Consider the following 18,844-nt stretch of genomic DNA (forward strand, 5'->3'; position numbering starts at 1 on the left):
AAATCATTCGTATCCAAAAGCAAAAAATCAAACATGCTCAAGTCCATTAAGGGAATTTTTTCTTGGAAGCTTACGCTTCTACTATCCTTGATCAGTATCATTATTCTTAACGTGTTCAGTTTTTATGGACTCTACACGAATAAGTTCTATTTTTTTAAGGTGGACAATTATATTTTTCCCATCCTCTCCTTGGTGCATCTAGTATTCCTATATGTGATGTGGTTCAAAATAGAGGAACGGGAGCTCAGCGATGTACCCATGCGAAATTTGGAATATGCCCTTTATGTAGTGAGCCTGGTCTACCTTTTTAAAATTATTGAAACGGTAATTACGCTATTGTCCTATGGGGATTATGATAACCATTTAATTCCGGAAACCTTCCTACCAATCGGAATTATAATGTTGGTGCTTTATACCTTATTGTTCGGCATGACGTTCCTTACCTATAGTTATCGCAAACAATTGGTGGGCACCTACATATTTGACGATAGAAACCAGCATATAGATACCTGGAACTCTTAAGAAATAACCATTACCAATCAAACTAAAAATCCCTTACCATACTGAAAGGGATTTTATTATATGTCCTTTAGAAAACTGCCCCGCACTGCGATGTTTGCAACTTCGCAGCCCAGAAAAAAATAGGCCGGTTTTTCTCCTAGTATCATTTTATATTACTTCCTTACTTTTTGAAACCCAAAAGAGGCTCCCCTCCCTGGTCAGGGAGGGGTGTTTTGCTTTAGCTAAACGGGGAGGGTCGGGTTTTTGTTTCCGATACTTTTTCCATTGCCGAAAAAGTATCCAAAAAGGCTAGGCTGATTTCAGGATACTTGAAATCCAAGAAGTCCTTGCGCCACATCGCCCAGACCGTTTCCGATTGCATCGGAATACTTTTTGGGCGATTTCCTAATTGCCAAGACCAAGTCCTTCCGGATTTACTACGTTTCCTGAAATAGGCCGGTTTACTCATAAATAGTATACCCAAAAAAAAGCTCCCCTCCCTGGTCAGGGAGGGGTGTTTCGCATTAGCGGAACGGGGAGGGTCAGATTTAAATCCCACTCAAATTGACTGAAAAAGAGACTTTCAATACAACCTATCTTTCATATATCCTTTAAAAAACTACTGTACAGATCTTTGAACTGATAGCCTTCGGAAAAACGATGTTTGTTGAGTTTTTTATGTGAAACCAGTCCCCAAAGCAGCAACTCCTTCAAAAAATAAACATCCTCTTTTGGGAAGTTGGGCTGATAGGTTTCTATCACTTGGTTGAGTGGCGGAATACCGTCCAAGGCCCTTTTGTATTCCTCGTCCGTAAAATCGTCCAATAATTCAAAGCCTTCACCTTGAAAAAACCAATGTAACAGTTCATCATAGGGAGTTTCCACGTCCTTACGTTGCAGCTTGTTAATTTTTGGGGAAAACTCGGGAAACAGGGACTTTACCGCTTCGTCTATCAAGATTTCCGCGACGGCATCGGCACCTTCCTGTTCGCCTTCATAAACCAATTCAATTTTACCGGTAATGGCAGGAATAACTCCTAAAAAATCACTTAACCGAACCATAGTAGTCTCGGCGCCGGTCAATAAGGCCCTCCGTTCCGCCGTACTCAACAAATTCTCGAAAGCGGTAATGCTCGTACGGGCACTGACACCGCTCTTTGCATCTACATACTCACTGTTCCTGGCCTCAAAACTAATCTGCTCCAATAAATCCTTGGCCAAATCCGGAACATACACGGCATCGGATTGTCTTTGGTCCAAATTGGCCTCTTGCTCGGTGATCCTTCTGGCCGTTTCAATATCATCCGGATAATGGGTGAGAATTTGGGAACCAATCCTATCCTTCAACGGCGTCACAATGCTTCCCCTATTGGTATAATCCTCCGGATTGGCCGTGAAGACAAACTGTATATCCAAAGGCAGTCGGAGTTTAAAGCCCCTGATCTGTATATCACCCTCCTCCAAAATGTTGAACAGGGAAACTTGGATACGTGCCTGAAGATCGGGAAGCTCATTGATCACAAAAATACAGCGATTGGCCCTAGGTATCATTCCAAAATGGATCACACGATCATCCGCATAGGACAATTTCAAATTTGCAGCTTTGATAGGGTCTACGTCCCCGATCAAATCGGCCACCGTAACATCCGGTGTTGCCAGTTTCTCATAGAACCTTTCGCTTTTGGGCAACCAATCAATAGGTGTATCATCTCCTTTTTCGGCTATTAGTTCCTTGGCGTAGCGGGACATGGGTGCCAAGGGATCGTCATTGATTTCCGAACCTTCCACAATGGGAATGTAATCGTCCAACAAATTCACCATCAATCGCGCCAGTCGTGTTTTCGCCTGACCCCTTAATCCTAAGAGGTTGATGTTATGTCGCGAGAGAATCGCCCGTTCCAGTTCCGGGATTACGGAATCTTCATAACCCCAAACCCCCGTGAAGGTTTCCGCTCCCGACTTTATACGCTCACGCAGGTTTTCCCTTAACTCGTCCTTAATGCTTTTCGATTGATAACCGGCCTTTTTTAAGGCTCCCAATGTTTCTATTTCTTTATAATTCAAGCTCATATTTTTTTCGTTGTTCGTTTTTAGTTGTTGGTTATTCCCTTCGGCTTACTTCGACATAGTTTACCTTGAGCGAAGCCGAAAGGCTCAGTACAGGCCGCTCAGGGCAAGCGTTGTTGGAGGTCGCTTTTCTCCAAACGCTCTACCCCGTACACTTAATTATTAATTGCTTACTGCTAACTGTACACTGAAAACTGACCACTTATAACTTTTCACCTTTAACTCTTAACTTTTAACTCTTAACTTTTAACTCTTAACTCTTAACTCTTAACTCTTAACTCTTAACTCTTAACTCTTAACTAACGTAGCTTTTTCCTTCGGTTCGACTCATAATCCTCGAAAATCATTTCTCCCAATCCCTTTAATCCGGTAAAAAAAGCCTTGCCCTTGTTGGCTTCCGTAAAATGACGGATAAACTGCATTAAATACGGGTCTTGCGCAATCATAAAGGTAGTAATGGGGATATGGAGTTTTCGGGCCTGCCGGGCCATATTGTAACATTTTTCCACAATATAGTCGTCCAAGCCGACGCTGTTCTTATAATAGGTTCCATCGGGCATGCGCAGGCAGCTGGGCTTTCCATCGGTAATCATAAATATCTGTTTGTTCGTGTTCCGCTTTCGGCGAAGCATATCCATCGCCAACTGCAATCCTGCCACCGTATTGGTATGATAGGGTCCTACTTTCAAATACGGTAAATCCTTTATGGGAATGGGCCATGCGTCGTTTCCAAAGACCAAAATATCCAAGGTATCCTTGGGGTATCGGGTGGTAATAAGTTCCGATAGGGCCATAGCTACCTTTTTCGCCGGAGTAATCCGATCCTCCCCGTACAGAATCATACTGTGACTGATGTCGATCATTAAAATAGTACTCATCTGGGCCTTGTATTGGGTATCCTCCACGACAAGGTCCTCCTCGCTCAGGTTAAAACTACCTATGCCATGGTTCACTTGGGCGTTTTTAAGGCTTTCCGTCATGGAGATGTGTTCCAGTCCGTCGCCATAGCGGTATTCCCTAAAATCACCGGTATGTTCGTCGCCTTGTCCCGATTTGCCCGTTTTGTGGTTTCCCGCCCCGCTGCGTTTTAGTTTCCCAAAAATTTGGTCCAGCGCACGCTGACGAATAATTCGCTCCATTTTTGCCGTAATGGAAATATTTCCACCGCCGGAACCTTCGCCATCCTCGCCATCTTTCCCCATTTCGCCGCCGCCGTCCTCAAATTCTTCCTGAATATACCCTTTGGCCTTCAAATCTTCTATAAAGTCATCAATGGTATAGTTCTCATCGGTGAGCTCATATTCTTTGTCCAATTCGCGTAGCCAATCTATGGCCTCGTCAAAATCGCCTGAAGTATGGGTGATGAGTTCCTGAAAAATATCAAAAAGTTTGTCAAAAGGAGATTGTTCCGGAGCTTCATAGGGCACAAACCGAAATCCTTTTCTTGTATTCATAGCCATACTATAAAATTAACATATTTGAACGTGATGTGAACGCTTTTTAGGAAATGTTAACGCTTGTTGGTTATTGGTTGATGGTTGATGGTTGCTTGTTATTCTTTATTGGCGGTTGGATATTGGCTTTTGGGATTTGAGATTTTGGTTTTCTAGTAATTGTTTATTGTTAATTGTAAACCAACTATTAACCAGAACTTCAAACTTGAAACTAGAAACTCTTAACTTGGAACTCTTAACTCTGAACTATTATAGCTATTGGCTTTTGGTTGTTCCCTTCGGCTCCGCTCAGGGCGAGCGTTGTTGGTTGTTGGTTGTTCGTTGTTCGTTGCTTGTTATTCGCTGTTGGCGGTTGACTTTTGGGATTTGGGATTCTTTTTACTGATAATTGACAACCGTTAACTTTTCATTTTTCATTTTTAGTTTTTCACTTATAACTTTTAACTATTAACTTGAAACTATTAACTTTTAACTAACCTCCGTGTCCACTCATTTAGCCCGACAATTCACCGGATTTCTAAACACTCCGCCCCTATGGAAGAATACCCAGTTTGGGATTACCCAGTTTGAATTTCCGGAGGTGGAGATGTCCGGGGTCACCCCCACCCCCATTCCCCAAAAAATACGTCTTGGTCATCAAATGGAACATGTGTGCAAACAATTATTGGACGCCTCCCCTGACTATGAAGTCTTGTTGTACAATGAACCCGTAAGGCAGGGCAAGCGGACCTTGGGGGAAATTGATTATATCCTTCGGGAAACAGCTACGGGACAGATCATCCATTTGGAGCTGACCTATAAGTTTTACATCATAGACACCCAGATTTCCGAACCCATACACCAGCTGATAGGCCCCAACCGGCGGGACATGTTCTTTACCAAAATGGAAAAAATCAAGAACGAGCAGTTTACCCTGCTCCACGCCCCATCTGGAAAAAAAGTGTTGGCTGAAAACGGTATTCCTACCGAAAACATCCAACACCAAACCTGTTACAAGGCCCAGTTGTTCGAACCCTACCAAAGTAAGGCAATCAATATCCGACCCTTGAATCCCCATTGCATTATGGGCTATTGGCTTAGATTGGAGGATTTACGGGGGTCCGACTTCCAAGCCTATGAATTTTACATTCCCTATAAAACGGAATGGGTTGTGGCACCTCACGAAGACGTGGCTTGGATGTCTCATTACGAAACCCTTTTGGAGGTCAACATGCGTCTCCTCAAAGAAAACGCTCCTATGCTTTGGGTTAAAAAAGGGCCTGACACGTTTGAAAAATGTTTCGTGGTCTGGTGGTAGGGTTTTTCTGATGGTATAGTTGATAACTCTAAGTAACACAAAAGTTCTCTATATATTTTCAATAGTTGGAAAGGAGTATCTTGTTCCGTATATGAGAGATATATAAATCATATGATTTGTATTCCTAAGTTGGCAAACATTTGATGAAAGAGAGAATACCGTATATGCTGATAGGGTCAGGTTTTGGACAAAAAGCAGAAACCCCACGAGAACCTTCATTTTTCTTCCCTTCCAAAAAAGCCCAGGTGCAGGTGGTTGGCACATTCCATATGTACTACCCCAATCTTGACGTGGTGAAAATATCCGATGTGCAAAAAATAGATGTTCTGGAAGCACCCAAAAAAACGGAACTAACCGAGGTGATACATTATATTAAGACCTTTAAGCCAACCAAAATAGCCATTGAAGCCTTTCCTAGTTGGAACGCGACCGAAAAACTAAGAAAGTATAAGGAAAATGCCTACCGAAATGAACGGGACGAGCGATTTCAAATCGCGATGCGATTGGCGACCGAACTTGGTCTGGATACCCTTTACAGTATTGACGCGGAATCATTTGACCCAGAAATAGAAAAACTCGATTCAATTTTCTATCAAAGACTCATTAAGGACTTTGATTTTGAAAGCAACGACCCATACCAAAAAATGTACATGGATTTTTATGACTATAGTAATACCGTGGTCACCAAAATGAACATGCTAGACTACTTCAAATATATCAATTCCAAGGAATTTCATAAAGTGGAATACGGTGGCTATTTAGTTGGTGATTTCAAACTTGATAATTTCAGGGGAGCTGATATCCTATCGATTTGGTGGTACAATAGAAATCTAAGGATCTATAGAAACCTTCAGGAAATTAGCACCAGCACCAATGATAAAATTTTGGTCCTGTTTGGAAATGGGCATGCTTCCATTTTACGACAATTGATTGAAAGCTCTTCAGAATTTGAATTTATTAAGTTTAATAATTTAGATTAAATAAAATAATTTAAATTCTTAAATATCAGGTTATTAAAAATATTTAAATTTTTGTTATTACCACTAATAAGTACTACTTTCAAGTTTTGGCGACTCTACGGGCTTGATAGGTTAAATCCCGTTTTGGGATGATACAAAATAGCAAATCATAACACTGCCATACGGGACCTAGCTGTGCGAGGTTTGCAACTTCGTACCTTTCTGAGTAAGGAATAAGAGTGAACGAAAATTGGAAAAGTGATGGCTGCGTATTTCTTGGTAAGCTGCGAAGTTACAAACCTCGCAGAGCGGGGCGCAATATCATTTAGTTGGCAAGTTAAATGCTTGAAATTCATTTTGGTTTTACCCAAATTTTAGATTTCAGGTATAGGGCATTGTAAATTGGAGGTGTAATCCTTAATTCTTTTATATTAAGGCTTTAGGGGATATAAAATGGTATTGGAAGTCTAGATACCACCTTTGGGTAATAAATACATTCATACCATAAGAAATAAAATCTATCTTTAGTAGAATAGTTGCTGATCCAAGCGCTATTAAAAAATCGGTAAAAGGGAACGTACGAAACAAAAAGTGAATTCTATGATAAAAATTTTGATACTACCACTGCTTTTCTTCATGGCAACTTTTTTATCGGCCCAAGTTAAACACCCCAATATCATTGTAATTGTGGTAGACGATATGAGATATGACGAATGGGGCGGCGGTGGTCATAGCTTTCTTAAAACGCCAACCATAGATAAATTGGCAAATGAAGGCACTAGGTTCAGTAGGGCCTACCATACGGTTCCCTTGTGTTCGCCCAATCGTGCCAGTATCCTTACCGGGCAATATCCATCGAGACACGGTATACTGGACAACACCTCTAGAAACCAGGCAAGTTTTATGCTGGACCTTTTCCCAAAATACCTCCAATCAGCTGGGTATAAAACAGCCCATGTGGGCAAATGGCACATGGGAAATAGCCCAAAACCGAGACCAGGTTATGATTATTGGTTGTGCATGGAAGGACAAGGAAAAACGTATGACCCAAAACTCTATGAAGGCGACCAAGAGTATCAGTATGAAGGATACATTACTGATATTTTTACGGAAAAATCCGTGGATTTTATAAAGAAATCCGCTGATTCCCCTTTCTTTCTATACATAGGACATAAAGCGGTCCATCCAGAGGCAGTCCAAAGAGATGATGGCACCACAGATTTATCCGTTCCAAAAGCTTTTATCCCGGCAGATAGACATAAAGGAACATACTCGAATGAAGAATATAAAAGGAGTATTTCGTATTCAGTAACTGGTCTCGTAGAGGAAGGTAAACCAGTTATTCAAAATGCCTTTAAAATTCGCTCAACGACCATAGAAAATGACTCCCTTTGGATACCTGCGATCGACTTGGGCGTTTCGGATACTTCCATAAGGGACAGGGCAGAGATGATGTTGGCCGTGGACGAAAGCCTTGAAAAAATATGGAATACCTTAAAGGAATTGAAAATAGACGATCAAACAACTATTATCCTTACTAGTGATAATGGCTATTTTTTTGGAGAGCACGGGTTTTCATTGGAACGAAGAATGCCTTACGAAGAGTCTATTAAAGCGCCTTTACTAATAAAAAATGCCAGTATTAAAAATCCAGTTTCCGTGGTTGATGGGCTTGTTCTTTCTATTGATATAGCTGCCACCGCACTGGATATAGCCAATATTGAAATACCTAATTCCATTCAAGGAAAATCATTACTCCCTTTAATTAAGGGGGAAACGGAGGCCATCCGGTTGGGTGCTTTCGTTGAATATTACAGCCATGAAAATCCATTCCCTTGGACGGCCCAATTAGACTACAGGGTAGTGGTTGACGATAGGTTTAAATATATTAAGTGGTTGCGTTTTGACGAAGCGGAACTATATGATTTGGTCAATGATCCTTTTGAACAACATAACCTGATCCATCAACCGGCCTATGCAACCATTGTGGCACAAATGCAAAACCAAATGAAAAACCTTCAATTAGAGGCACTTGGATTAAAATAGTGATTCAAAAATGCTATGCAATAGATTCGTATTTTAATTATTGGTAAAAAGGATCAAAATGCTTGAAGAACAACGAATAGATTTTGCGAATCCAAAATTGATTGTAACACTTTTGGTAGGGCTCAATGTTTGAACCCTAATGGGGTTTGTTGGCCTACTTTCTGCTGACGCCTTCTACGAGTGTAAAATGCACGAGGCTCTTTATTCTTTTTTAGTGCACCGTCCATTTAATAAAACTACGGCAGTTGACCCGGTTTTTTTGTAATATTGAATAAAGCGAAGTGGGAGGTAGCATTACGTGGCCAATTTCCCGCAATTTTAAATCCTTTAAATTACATGACAAACGATCAAATTCTTGTAGATGAAAAACCTGCGGATATTGGTCAGTTTACCGTAGGTAGGTTATTGCCCATACGTAAAAAACGCCAAGTAGGTCCGTTTACCTTTATAGACCACATGGGACCCGTTGACTTAGGCAACGGCAAATACATGGACGTGGACCAACATCCTCATACCGGCTTGAGTACCCTGACCTACCTTTTTGAAGGCGAAATAGCACATAAGGATAGTACCGGTGCCAATCAAATCATTACCCCTGGCGATGTAGGTTTTATGACCTCCGGTAAGGCCGTGACCCATACGGAACGCACCCCGGATCATCTACGTACTGGCTCCCGATTTACAATGCACGGGTATCAGGTTTGGGTGGCGCTACCCGAGAAATTGGAAGACATGGAACCTAATTTTCAGTTTATCCCCAAAGAAAAATTACCCCATTGGCAGGACGGTCAAACCCAATATACCTTGGTAGCAGGCACGGGATATGGTCGGCAATCACCTCTAAAAGTCTATTCTCCCCTATTTATGCTGAAAATTGCGAGTCCGGAGGAACAAACTATTAAAATCAATGGGGAACTGGAAGGGGAAATTGCCATTGTGGTGGTTACGGGAAGCGTCTTTGAAAAAGATTCGGAAATCAAGGCAGGACAAATGTTGATTTCCAAAACGGAAGACCATTGTAACATCCATGTAACCAAAAACACCCAATTATTGTTATTTGGGGGCAAACCTTTGGGCCGGGAACATTATTTACTTTGGAATTTTGTATCCTCAAGCCGCGAGAAACTAAAACAGGCCAAACAGGACTGGATGGAGAAAAAATTTCCCAGAGTACCGGGCGATAATACGTATATTCCCTTTCCTGAAATGCGGTTGAAGTAAGACGCATTGCATCTGTTTCTAGTTATACAATGTCATTTCAAACCTGTCAGACTATATATAATAGTATGAAATACGCACTATTATTTCGAACCTGTCAGACTGAGCGCAGTCGAAGTCGACTGCCAGAATCGTGAGAAATCTGAAGATTCAATACGAGATTTCTCAGTTGTTGCCCTCTTTCGAAATGACAGTAATAATCGAATGCTCATTTCTAACCTGTTAAAGCAAGTGTCATTTCGAACCTGTCAGACTGAGCGGAGTCGAAATCGACCGTAAGGAGGGTGAGAAATCTAAGGAACCAGAAATAGATTCCTTGTCGCCCCGATATTAATCGGAGCTCTATCGGAAAGACAATACCCCAAAATCAAAGTTGCCCATGTGCGCGCTATACCCTATTTTTAAGTAGTGACCAAACCGATTTTTAATATCCCTAGTATGAAACCAAAGGTATTTACTTATGCTTTCCTCGTCCTATCCATTTTGGGTTGTAAAAACGACAACAAAGAAACAGCTTCCCTTAAGGAAACAGAAACCATATCCATTTCCAGGGATACGTACAAAGACCAACTTTATGGTTTTTGGCTCGCCCAATGTATTGCTAATTGGACCGGATTGGTCACCGAGATGGATAAAATTGGAAACATTGGTGAAATTAAAACCGGAGATTTCTATACCCGTGCCGATTGGGGCAAACCGGACCAGCCAAGTATTTTTTCGGAGGGAGAACCCAGCGACCTCACCCCCACCATTGACTTTGTATTTCGGGACACTACTGAAATATGGGGTGCGGACGATGATACGGACATTGAATATATGTATCAACATTTGCTTGCTACCCACGAAACCACCCTACTCACCCCGGAACAGATTCGGGATGGTTGGTTAATCCATATTCGTCCCGAAGAGGAAAACTATTTATGGGTCTCCAACCAAAAAGCCTTTGACCTAATGCAAGAAGGGGTTTTGCCACCAGTTACAGGAAGCCCGGAACAAAACGAACATTTTGAAATGATCGATGCGCAGTTGACAACAGAAATTTTTGGTCTCTTTGCTCCTGCAAGGCCGGATATCGCCGTTAAAATCGCCGAACTGCCCATACGAACGGTAGCAAGCCAGGAAGCGGAGGACATTTCCAAATTTTATGTACGCATGTATGCTTTGGCAAGCCAACCATCGGAAGAAAAAATGTCGAATAGGGTTCTATCGATTGCCCAAAAAGCGCGTAAATCCCTCCCCGATACGGAATACCCAGCCAAAATGTACGATTATGTACATCAACTATATGAATCTGGGATTCCTTGGGAACAGACTCGGGATTCTATTTACCAAAGATATCAGGTGAATGAAGAGGATGGGTATGACATTACCTCCCAAAACTTATATTGTAATGGCTGTTTTGCTGCAGGTATCAATTTTGCAGCTAGTTTGGTCAGTCTATTTTATGGTGAAGGAGACTTAAAGGAGACCATTAAAATTGGGGTGCTTACCGGATGGGATTCCGATAATCCTACGGCCACCTGGGGCGGTATGCTCGGTTTTATGTTAGGTAAGGACGGCGTGGAAAAGGCTTTTGGCAAGCAATTTTCCAATATATTCAATATACATAGAACCCGGCAAAATTTCCCCAACGACGGAATCGATACTTTTGAGGCTATTGCGGAAAAGGGCATACAGGTAACCGATAGGGTCGTACAGGAACAACTGAACGGTCGCATCGATGCAGAAAACAATACTTGGATCATTCCATTAAACACTACACATGAATAAAAATAAAATTTTATTGGCACTTTGCGCCATTGGATTCATTTCCTGTAAGGATTCGGAAAAATTTAGCGATACCGAAATTGCAACCCGGTATTTTAATATGCTGGACACTTCAGATTATTCTCAAATTCCAGTGTTGCTAGCCGATAGTCTACAAACCCAGGAAGGGGAATACACGTCAACATATTCGCAAGAAGGCTATAAAGAGCTATTGAAGTGGGACGCGGTTTTTGACCCAACCTACGAGGTTATGGATATTGAACCGCAAGGTGACGGTACAGTAAAGGCACAAGTTTCCAAATTGGACACCCGAATTCAATTTCTATACGAAAAACCTTTTATCAGTAATTATTATCTCTCCGTTGTAGATGGCAAAGTTTCCAAAGTGGCCACCGAATATGTGGATTTTGATGCCGAAACTTTTGGGAACAACAGAACCAAATTGCTAACCTTTGTAAACAACAAGCACCCTGAACTTAACGACTTTTTACAGGACCAAACGGAGGCCGGTGGACAGAAATATTTGAAAGCGCTGGAACTTTACAAAAACCAGCCTCGATTTGATATAGGGAAAGATCTCCTGTTAATGAATTTTGATTGCAAGACTGATGTGGACGACCTACAGGCCGCTGCAGGATTATTGACCTTAATGACCTCTCCCAATTTCATGCACATGCATTATCATGCGGTTGCGGGCACTTATGGCAGTCAAGAAGGGTTATATGTACCCCCCAATGCCCTTTTTAAGTTAGCTTTTGCTACAAATTGGACAGATGCCCACGAACGTATGGAAGCGGCGGCAGAAAAAGTCGCACAATTGGCCACGACCACCTTGGAAGCTCAGGGTGATATCTGGATCGCGGAAGCGGGCCAGTCCGACTTTTCGGCCCACGTGGTCAAGGCACTTCAAAAGAAGTTACCTGGATTGGAAACCACCAAACGAATCCATATTGTACAGCATAGTGACTGGAACGAGGAAGTGACGACACCGGAACTGTTGGATTTTGTAAAAAAGAACACGGATTACAACAAAATTCCAGATGGAAATGCCGTGGGCAATGGAACGCCAGGATTTCGAACCCCTGGGTATACGGAATGGAAAGAAAAGGTGACGGATTCCAAATTAAAATCGGTTTGGGAATTGGCGGTGGAATTGTCCAACAAATACAACGGCCAAGAAGGCCGGTATAATAATGAGGCGGTCGCAGAAAACGGGCTGGACTTTTCGGACCTTTCCGAAGTGTGCTGGATGTTGAAACTGGAGGACATCAAGGATACTGAAGAATTCTTTGAACGGTATGCCAGGTAGTAGTTTAAGTAAAACGTTTTCAGGTCGAAGCTGTTATATCAAGTGTCATTTCGAACCTGTCAGACTGAGCGACCTGCCCTGAGCGCAGTCGAATGGGAGTCGAAGTCGAACGTAAGGAGCGTGGGAAATCTATGATAAAGTTAGATTCCTCGTCGCTTCCATAGGTATCGAAGCTCTGTCCGAATGACAGGATTACAACATGCGTCAATGCGAACCTACCCAAAAAAATGTGAGAACTCCATGAACATAGAATGGGATTACCCAGTCAATGCGCTCATTCTAGACGACACAAGATTATGACAAAATGGGTTTTAAAAAAAGTGTAAAATTCCTTTTCCAAACAGCGTAAATTCCTGCATTTGTATTTATAAAAGATATAATTTTATTCTTTAATCAGCATGGGTATCGAGGATACATCTTTGATTATAACCAACTCATAAAGAAATACTTAAATCCATTATTAAAATGATTCATCCGCATACAGAATTACGCTTTATAAGCAAAGAAATAGGCTACGGTGTCGTGGCCACCCAATTTATACCCGCTGGCACCATTACCTGGGTGTTGGATAAATTGGATCGGGAGTTCAGTCCCTTGGATTTTCAGAATATGGAGCCCATTTATCAGGATATTCTGGACACGTATACATATAGGAACAACAACGGAAATCTTGTCCTTTGTTGGGACCATGGAAGATACGTAAACCATAGTTTTAACTCCAATTGCCTCACCACCCCCTATGACTTTGAGATGGCCATAAGGGACATCCAGCCCGGGGAACAATTGACCGATGATTATGGGTATTTGAATATTACGAGCCCTTTTAGGGGCATCAACGAAGGAACCAGACGCAAAACGGTCTATCCGGACGACCTTTTAAAATATCACAAAGTATGGGACAACAAGATTAAAAAGGTATTTCACAGAATCAAGAAAGTAAACCAACCTTTGGAACCGGTGCTACCTGCAAGAACATTAAATAAAATAGAACGTATTCTAAACGGCGAGGAGGCCTTGGCCTCTATTCTTTCAAACTATTTTGATACTGAAAAAACGACCGTAGCTTCCAACTAAACAAAGGCAAAAGGAGGGCCCATTTGGTAGATATCCGTTTTAAATGGGCTATATTGAAGTTTTATAGAAACAAGAACCCTCTTATTTTTACAATGGTATGAAAATCAAACCAAATACAAAAAGAAGACTTTTGCTTGGATGGTTGGGATTAAGCCCGTTGACGCTCCTTGCTACCAAAATGCCCAAATTGATCCAAGAGGAATTAAGCTTCTCGGATATTTTGATAAACCGATGGGGAAAATCAAGGATATATACCTTGGCCGTATTGGACGCCATGCCCTTGGAAGATTTGGAATTCAGGCCCAGTCCTGAGCAAATGAGCTTTGCCCAGCATTTTTTGCATATCGGGTATACGAACAACATGTTCATTGGGGTGTTGAAAGATGAAAAGACCTATGCCGATTTTAATGCCCTAAAGGAAGCGCCTTTCTTTTTGGAACTGCCTGATCCCTTGAGTGTTTTTAATGCCGATAGTCTACAAAAACGCAGTCCGGAGCAAAACAAGGAATTAATAGGTGCCTATCTCCATGAAACCTTTGATTTTGTATTGGCAAATTTGAAGGGATTAAAAGATGACTTTTTAAAACAGGGAAAGGACAAGGTAAAACCTTGGTATTTGGAGGGCCATACCCACCTAGACCTTATACTTCGTGCCGAAAACCATACCGTCCACCACAGGGCACAGGCAGTCAGCTATTTGCGAATGAAGGGGATTCAACCTCCAGGGTACTCCAAGCATAATACGCTTTAATCTGTAGTTTCAATTACTGGAGCACATATTCCACAATTTCCCGAAGCTCATCTTCCAAGGATAATTTTGAAAAGGGCTTATTTGCCTGTCGGTACCAATAGCCAGCATTGAATCGGTCGCCCTCCTTTCGGTGTAGATAGGCATGGATCCAACTGCCCAGCTGATTATGCATGTCTTGGGCAATATTGTGGGAAGCTTGCCAGTCGCCCTTGGCATCGAACCAAAGAGCCTTAAGTCCTTCCGGCCAATCGGATAGTGGCTGGAAACCTGCTAAGGTTGCTTCAAATTCGGCGTAATCCTTGGGTATCATTTTGAAACTCGTTTTACCAGATTACCAACAGTTAAACCTTGGGCGATGATGGAAAAGACCACGACCACATAGGTGATGACCAAAAACAGGTCCCTATTCATATCCTGGGTCAAACCAAGGGCCAAGGCAATGGAAATACCCCCTCGCAATCCGCCCCAAGTCATGACCAAATTGGTCCCGGGCACAAAATCCAAGCGTTTTTCAAAAAACTTAATGGGCATCAGCAAACTGAGATATCTACATACCAAGACAATGGGAATCGCAATCAAACCAGCTATAATGTAACTGGTTTCAAAGCTGATGACCAACATTTCCATACCTATGAGGACAAACAACAACGTATTGAACAAAATATCCAACAATTCCCAAAATTTATCGACATATATCTCCGTATTAGCGGACATGGCAGAATTTCTCACGGTATCGTTCCCCACGACCAAGCCGGCAGTTACCATTGCCAAGGGTGCCGAAAGGTGAAATTTTTGGGCGACCACAGTCCCCATCATGACCGCGGCCAAGGTTATAATCACCTCAATATCGTAGTCGTCTATACTGCGCATCAATCTGTACGTTACCCAACCGATCAAAAGGCCCCAAAGAATACCTCCAATAACCTCTACCCCAAAAAGCTCAAGTATTTCCATAAGCTCTACAGGTGCCCCTCCCGAGGAAGCCATTTTAAAAATGGTCAAAAATACGACTACCCCTACTCCATCGTTAAATAGGGACTCGCCAACAATCTTGGTTTCTAATTTTTTAGGAGCGCCAGCCTTCTTTAAAATTCCCAATACAGCTATGGGATCTGTTGGGGAAATAAGTGCCCCAAAAAGCAAACAATGGATATAATTCACGTCCATAGAGGTCATTTTCAACAGGTAGAACATAATAGTACCGACCAAAAAGGTAGACACCAAAACGCCCAAGGTAGAAAAGACCAGAATAGGCCATCGTTGTACTTTTAGCTGCTCAAAATTGGTATGAAGCGCACCCGCAAATAGCAGAAAGCTCAACATGATATCCAATAAAACCGTCTTAAAATCGATTTGAGAAATAATATACCTTTCGGCATTTAGAAGGGTGTCGTCCACATACCCGATGACAAAAACGGCCAAGGTAAATACAATCGTTATCAGCATGAGTCCAATAGTATTGGGCAATTTCAAAAACCGGACATTTATATATCCAAAAATTGCCGAAATAAAAACCAGTACAGCGCTGATAATGAAGTAATCCATTCCTTTTATTTAAATCATTGCTAAAAATTCTTGCTCCGTGATGATAGGGATACCCAAAGACTCCGCTTTGGTCCTTTTGCTGGGCCCCATTTTGTCCCCGGCAACCAAATAACCCGTTTTGGAGGATATAGAAGAACCTACTTTTCCACCATTGTCCTCAATCAGCTTTTTAAGCTCGTCCCTACTCACCGTTTCAAATACCCCGGACACTACAAAGGTAGTACCTTTCAAGATATCGGTTTGGTTTTGGAGCTTTTCAGCGGAAAGTTCCATTTGCACCCCTTTTTCCCGTAAACGGCTTATGGCATCCAAATTTTTTGGGTTTTGGAAAAAGTCGACTACGCTTTCCGCAATCCGGTCGCCAATTTCATCCACGGAAATCAACTCTTCTTTGGTAGCGACCATAAGGGCATCAATGGCTTTGTAAGCATTCGCCAATTTTTTCGCCACAGTCTCGCCTACATAGCGAATACCTAAGGCGAACAATACCCGCTCAAAAGGCACCTTTATCGAATCCGCAACACCTTGAATCAGGTTTTCTGCAGACTTTTCCGCCATACGCTCCAAGGGCAACAATTGCTCTTTGGTAAGCTCGTACAAATCCGCATAATCATTTATTAACCCTTCCTTAAAGAGCAGTTCTACAGTTTCACCGCCCAAACCTTCGATATCCATGGCCTTCCTTGAAATATAATGCTGAATTCGCCCTGTAATTTGTGGCGGACATCCGTATTCGTTCGGGCAATAGTGTTTTGCATCGCCCGGAGTACGAATCAAGGAAGTGTGGCATTCCGGACACTCAGATATATATTCCGTGGGTTTTGAATCATTAGGACGTTTAGAAAGATCCACCCCAATGATTTTGGGTATGATTTCACCTCCTTTTTCAACAAACACTGTATCCCCCTCCCGAATATCCAATTTCTCAATTTGGCCCGCATTGTGCAAGGAGGCCCGTTTGACAGTGGTTCCCGCCAAAAGCACTGGCTGCAGATTCGCCACTGGCGTTATGGCCCCAGTGCGCCCTACTTGGTAGGTGATTTCATTAAGTACCGTAAATACCTGTTCCGCCTTGAATTTATAGGCCATGGCCCAACGAGGGGATTTGGCCGTAAATCCCAATTCCTCCTGATGTTGGATAGTATTGACCTTTACCACCACCCCGTCCGTTTCGTAGGGCAGACTATGCCTGTTTACGTCCCAGTGCTCAACAAAATCCATAACTTCTTGGGTGTTCTTGCATAATTTGGCCACGGTTGGCACTTTAAAACCCCATTCTCGGGCCTTTTCCAACATCTCGAATTGGGTACTTATGCCGGTTTCCTTACCCACAATGCTATATAAAAGGCATTCCAAAGGGCGTTGGGCCACCAAGGCACTGTCCTGCAATTTTAAACTTCCGGAGGCCGTGTTCCTTGGGTTCATGTAAGGTTCTTCCCCGTTGGCGATCCGCTCCTCGTTCATTTTGGTAAAGCCCTCAAAAGGCAGGACGATCTCACCCCGAATATCGAACTTCTTTGGATAATCGCCCTTTAATTTCAAGGGAACCGACTTTATAGTTTTTATGTTAGTGGTCACATCATCGCCTTGAAAACCGTCTCCGCGGGTCACCGCTCTCACTAATTTTCCGTTTTCATAGGTAATACTGATGGAGGCCCCATCATACTTAAGCTCACATGTATATGAGACAGGGGCATCCCCTAAATTTCGTTGGATTCTTTTTTCCCAATCCTCCAAATCCTCCTTGGAATAGGAATTATCCAAGGAATACATGCGATGCTCATGAACGACGGTTTCAAAATGTTTGGTCACCATGCCACCTACCCGAATGGTGGGCGAACTTTCATCAAAATACTCGGGATGCTTGGTCTCCAAGTCCTGAAGCTCCTTCAACTTCATGTCAAACTCATAGTCGGATATCGAGGGGTTGTCCAGAACATAATAGTTGTAATTGTGCTCCCTCAGCTCGTCCCTTAAGGCCTTGATTTTAATTTCGATATTCATAGTTTTTACTTCTTGATAGCTTTGATCATTCTATCATTCCCAAACATATCCTTACGTAATTCAATGTTTTCAAAATCATAATCGCGCACTAATTGGCACGTATCCGCGCAAAGGTATTGATTGATTTCAAGATACAACATACCGTTTGGTTTTAGATGTTTCGATGCGAAATCAGCAACCCCCCTGTAAAAAATCAACGGGTCGTCATCCGGAACAAAGAGTGCATTCCCAGGTTCGTAGGATATCACGTTTTTACTCATTTCTATTTTTTCCAATTCCCTGATATAAGGAGGGTTGGATATAATTATATCAAATAATAGTTCACTTTCAAAATTTAGTAAATCGGACGTAAAAAAATGAACATCGACCTCGTTCAGAAGCGCATTTTCCCTAGCGATTTCCAAAGCCTCATCTGAAATATCCAAACCGTGAACAGTTGCATTTTTCAATGCTTTTGCAAGGACTATGGCGATACAGCCGCTCCCTGTTCCCATATCCAAAATGTCCAAATCGGCCTCTTTATCCACATCGGCCAACACCCATCGAACCAATTCCTCGGTCTCCGGACGTGGAATCAAGACTTCGGGACCCACCTTAAATTCCATATCCATAAAATGTGTTGACCCTATGATATGCTGAATAGGTCGAAACTCCTTCAATTGGGACAAGGCCAAAAACAGTTCTGGGTCCTCGTTCTTTTCGATCCTTACATCGGGCTGGACAGCAAGGACAAATCGCTCCAAACCTAGATAATGTTCGATCAGCAAATAAAAAAAACTGGCAACCTCCTCATTGCCGTACAAAGTATCCAATTCGTTATGAAAAATCCTTTTTAACTCCCTCAACAACATG

At 42.3% G+C, this 18,844-nt stretch carries 16 protein-coding genes; 9 read left to right on the forward strand and 7 right to left on the reverse strand.

Annotated features, from left to right (window positions below; translation table 11 throughout):
• Window positions 1–33: 33 nt before the first annotated feature.
• Window positions 34–522, forward strand: a complete 489-nt coding sequence (locus tag BFP75_RS09285; protein WP_099544977.1) for a hypothetical protein — start codon at window positions 34–36, stop codon at window positions 520–522.
• Between the two features lie 217 nt (window positions 523–739).
• On the opposite strand, the gene BFP75_RS21790 is transcribed toward BFP75_RS09285, so the two are convergent.
• From BFP75_RS21790 to BFP75_RS09300, 3 genes are all read right to left on the reverse strand, one after another.
• Window positions 740–883 (reverse strand): hypothetical protein, encoded by a 144-nt coding sequence (locus tag BFP75_RS21790; protein ID WP_165776565.1) that lies wholly within the window; start codon window positions 881–883, stop codon window positions 740–742.
• 218 nt (window positions 884–1,101) lie between these two features.
• The gene (locus BFP75_RS09295) at window positions 1,102–2,571 is read right to left on the reverse strand and encodes a magnesium chelatase (RefSeq protein ID WP_099544981.1); all 1,470 of its coding nucleotides are present in this window, start codon (window positions 2,569–2,571) and stop codon (window positions 1,102–1,104) included.
• A gap of 296 nt (window positions 2,572–2,867) precedes the next feature.
• Window positions 2,868–4,028 carry a vWA domain-containing protein gene (locus tag BFP75_RS09300; RefSeq protein WP_099544983.1) on the reverse strand — a complete coding sequence of 387 codons (1,161 nt, stop codon included), beginning with the start codon at window positions 4,026–4,028 and terminating at the stop codon, window positions 2,868–2,870.
• A 475-nt stretch (window positions 4,029–4,503) separates the two neighbouring features.
• On the opposite strand from BFP75_RS09300, the gene BFP75_RS09310 reads away from it, so the two are divergent.
• From BFP75_RS09310 to BFP75_RS09345, 8 genes are all read left to right on the forward strand, one after another.
• On the forward strand, window positions 4,504–5,319 hold the full coding sequence (locus BFP75_RS09310; RefSeq protein WP_099544984.1) for a DUF1853 family protein: 816 nt from the start codon (window positions 4,504–4,506) through the stop codon (window positions 5,317–5,319).
• 143 nt (window positions 5,320–5,462) lie between these two features.
• Window positions 5,463–6,299, forward strand: coding sequence for a DUF5694 domain-containing protein (locus tag BFP75_RS09315; protein WP_240531750.1), 837 nt, complete (start codon window positions 5,463–5,465; stop codon window positions 6,297–6,299).
• A gap of 579 nt (window positions 6,300–6,878) precedes the next feature.
• The gene (locus tag BFP75_RS09320) at window positions 6,879–8,324 is read left to right on the forward strand and encodes a sulfatase-like hydrolase/transferase (RefSeq protein ID WP_099544989.1); all 1,446 of its coding nucleotides are present in this window, start codon (window positions 6,879–6,881) and stop codon (window positions 8,322–8,324) included.
• Between the two features lie 336 nt (window positions 8,325–8,660).
• On the forward strand, window positions 8,661–9,545 hold the full coding sequence (locus tag BFP75_RS09325; RefSeq protein WP_099545037.1) for a pirin family protein: 885 nt from the start codon (window positions 8,661–8,663) through the stop codon (window positions 9,543–9,545).
• Between the two features lie 435 nt (window positions 9,546–9,980).
• Window positions 9,981–11,312, forward strand: coding sequence for an ADP-ribosylglycohydrolase family protein (locus BFP75_RS09330; protein ID WP_099544991.1), 1,332 nt, complete (start codon window positions 9,981–9,983; stop codon window positions 11,310–11,312).
• Window positions 11,305–12,618, forward strand: coding sequence for a hypothetical protein (locus BFP75_RS09335; protein ID WP_099544993.1), 1,314 nt, complete (start codon window positions 11,305–11,307; stop codon window positions 12,616–12,618). Before BFP75_RS09330 ends, BFP75_RS09335 begins: the two co-directional genes overlap by 8 nt.
• A gap of 465 nt (window positions 12,619–13,083) precedes the next feature.
• Window positions 13,084–13,692, forward strand: coding sequence for an SET domain-containing protein (locus BFP75_RS09340; protein ID WP_099544995.1), 609 nt, complete (start codon window positions 13,084–13,086; stop codon window positions 13,690–13,692).
• Between the two features lie 97 nt (window positions 13,693–13,789).
• Window positions 13,790–14,443: a DinB family protein gene (locus BFP75_RS09345; protein ID WP_099544996.1), complete on the forward strand. Its 654-nt coding sequence runs from the start codon at window positions 13,790–13,792 to the stop codon at window positions 14,441–14,443.
• A 13-nt stretch (window positions 14,444–14,456) separates the two neighbouring features.
• On the opposite strand, the gene BFP75_RS09350 is transcribed toward BFP75_RS09345, so the two are convergent.
• Genes BFP75_RS09350 through prmC form a run of 4 tightly spaced genes read right to left on the reverse strand, consistent with a single transcriptional unit; the run spans window position 14,457 to window position 18,843 of the window.
• Window positions 14,457–14,753, reverse strand: coding sequence for a hypothetical protein (locus tag BFP75_RS09350; protein WP_099544998.1), 297 nt, complete (start codon window positions 14,751–14,753; stop codon window positions 14,457–14,459).
• Window positions 14,750–15,988 (reverse strand): cation:proton antiporter, encoded by a 1,239-nt coding sequence (locus tag BFP75_RS09355; RefSeq protein WP_099545000.1) that lies wholly within the window; start codon window positions 15,986–15,988, stop codon window positions 14,750–14,752. The genes BFP75_RS09350 and BFP75_RS09355 overlap by 4 nt, the downstream gene beginning before the upstream one ends.
• 9 nt (window positions 15,989–15,997) lie before the next feature.
• A complete protein-coding gene (gene ligA, locus BFP75_RS09360; RefSeq protein ID WP_099545002.1) occupies window positions 15,998–17,992 on the reverse strand; it encodes an NAD-dependent DNA ligase LigA in 1,995 nt (664 codons plus the stop codon).
• A gap of 5 nt (window positions 17,993–17,997) precedes the next feature.
• Window positions 17,998–18,843: a peptide chain release factor N(5)-glutamine methyltransferase gene (prmC, locus tag BFP75_RS09365; protein WP_099545004.1), complete on the reverse strand. Its 846-nt coding sequence runs from the start codon at window positions 18,841–18,843 to the stop codon at window positions 17,998–18,000.
• Window position 18,844 lies beyond the last annotated feature (1 nt).

Source organism: Maribacter sp. 4G9 (assembly GCF_002742265.1).
Classification (GTDB): Bacteria; Bacteroidota; Bacteroidia; order Flavobacteriales; family Flavobacteriaceae; genus Maribacter.